Annotated in this window: 3 protein-coding genes; 1 reads left to right on the top strand and 2 read right to left on the bottom strand. The window is 35.7% G+C overall.

Annotated elements, in window-relative coordinates:
* A partial coding sequence (locus BZK14_RS07565) for an NAD(P)H-dependent oxidoreductase (RefSeq protein ID WP_171973670.1) occupies nucleotides 1–352 on the bottom strand: 352 nt, incomplete at its 3' end.
* 17 nt (nucleotides 353–369) lie between these two features.
* Complete coding sequence (gene dkgB, locus BZK14_RS07560) at nucleotides 370–1,173, bottom strand: 2,5-didehydrogluconate reductase DkgB (RefSeq protein ID WP_077925919.1); 804 nt, start codon at nucleotides 1,171–1,173, stop codon at nucleotides 370–372.
* Nucleotides 1,174–1,292: 119 nt separating this feature from the next.
* Here dkgB and BZK14_RS07555 point away from each other — a divergent pair.
* Nucleotides 1,293–2,103 (top strand): LysR family transcriptional regulator (locus tag BZK14_RS07555; RefSeq protein ID WP_077925918.1); only part of this gene is annotated, 811 nt, incomplete at its 3' end.

Below are 2,103 nucleotides of genomic sequence, written 5' to 3'. Positions count from 1 at the left end.
TTTTGCCATGAATTAGCCCGCCTGAACCATATTTTTTGTTAGGATCAGAACGTGTTCTGCCATCACTAGCATATAATGTACCATGTCCTTCAGTGAATACATCATCAATATACTTTTTCACAGTCCAAGGTTCGCCCATCCACCAGCCTGGCATTTGATAAATTACAACATCTGCCCAAAGGTATTTCTGCACTTCTTCTTTGGGGTCATATTCTTGATCTGCAACTGTGATTTGAATATTGAAGCCTTTGGCTTCCAAGTGTGCTTTGGCAAGCTCAGTGAGGGCATTATTCAATTGACCATTGGAATGGGCAAAAGTTTTTGCACCGTTAATGATTAAAATATTTTTCATTGTTTATCCTTTTTTAGTTAATCCCATTCTGGTGCTAAGCCTTCTGGGCTAACTAAGCGATCATTCGATTCCAAAGTGGCAATTTTAAGCATGTCATCTTGATCTAATTTTAATATTGTTGATTGTAGATTACTCGCTAAATTTTCACGTTTTGTGGATGATGGAATAACGCTATAACCTAATTGCATTGCCCAAGCTAAGATCACTTGTGCAGCTGTTGCATTGTGTTTATGTGCGATCGCTTGGATTATTTCATTCTTGAGTGCTTTACCATAAGCCAAAGTCATATATGAAGTAATGTGCAAATCATGAGCTTTTGCCCAATTTACAACTTTATGGTTTTGTAAAAATGGTGATAATTCAATTTGATTGGTTGCAATATTTTCAATACCAACAGTATCAATGGCCTCTTGCATTAATTCAACAGTAAAGTTGGAAATGCCAATTTCACGCGTTAATCCTAGTTTTTTTGCTTCCATTAAAGCTAACATGGTTTCTTTAACGCTGATTGCATGGTTAGGTGATGGCCAGTGGATCAAAGTTAAATCAATGTAATCAGTACGAAGCTTTGTTAAGCTCTCTTTTAAGCTAGTAATCACTTTATCTTTGCTTAAATTTTCCACCCAAATTTTTGTTGTGAGATATAAATCTTCACGATTAATGCTAGATTCTGCAATTGCTTCACCAATCGCAGCTTCATTGCCATAAATTTGTGCAGTATCAATAGCTCGATAACCTAGCTCAAGTGCATTTGTCACAGATGTTTTAACTACTTCATTTTCTAAACGGAATGTACCTAAACCAATTTTTGGCACTGTCATAAAAAACTCCTTAAGTTCTCTCTTTCAATAAATATTGCATGTATTGTAGAGATGATCCTTGTTGTGATAAAGTCATGAAAATGCAATTTATTATTGAATAAAAATCAATAAAGGAACTTATGAAAGCAACGATTGATGAATTACAGACATTCATAACCATTGTTGAGGCGGGCTCTATTGTGGATGCTTCTGTGCAATTATCACAAACAACATCTGCGGTGAGCCGATCGCTCAAAAGGCTGGAGAAGAAGTTAAATATCACGCTATTAGAGCGCACAACGAGAATGCTCCAATTAACAGAGGCAGGCGAATTATTTCTGCAATATGCTCGAGAAATTATAGATAAATTGATGGAAGCGGAGGATGCTGTTTTACAGTCTGACATTGATTTATCAGGAAAGATTAGAATTGATGCAGCAACACCAGTTGTTTTGCATATTTTAACGCCATTAATTGTGGAGTTTACGGAGCTGTATCCTGATATCACAATCGAATTAAGCAACCATGAGCATATTATTGATCTTTTGAAAGAGAAAGTAGATTTAGCAATTAGAGTTGGTAATTTAGAGGATTCAAGTTTGCATGCAAAACTCTTGATGCAAAGCCAATTACATATTGTGGCAAGTGCTGATTATATTGAGAAGCATGGTATGCCAAAAGATATTAAAGAATTAAAGAAACATAAGTGCATTGGTTTTAGTCAATTGATCAAATTGAATCGTTGGCCAATTTATGATGGTGATGAGCTTTATATGATGACACCACAAATGAGTAGCACCAATGGCGAAGTCATAAGAAGTTTACTGTTGCAAGGTGCGGGTATTGGTTGTTTGTCAGAATTCTTAATTGCTAAGGATTTAGAAGCAGGGAAGTTGGTTAAGATATTGAATGACCAAACAGAGATACAGAAACAAAATATTTATGCTGTTT

Source organism: Wohlfahrtiimonas larvae (assembly GCF_002006755.1).
Lineage (GTDB): Bacteria > Pseudomonadota > Gammaproteobacteria > Cardiobacteriales > Wohlfahrtiimonadaceae > Wohlfahrtiimonas > Wohlfahrtiimonas larvae.
The sequence above is the reverse complement of the archived record's forward strand: the minus strand, read 5'-3'. Positions and strand labels throughout refer to the sequence as shown.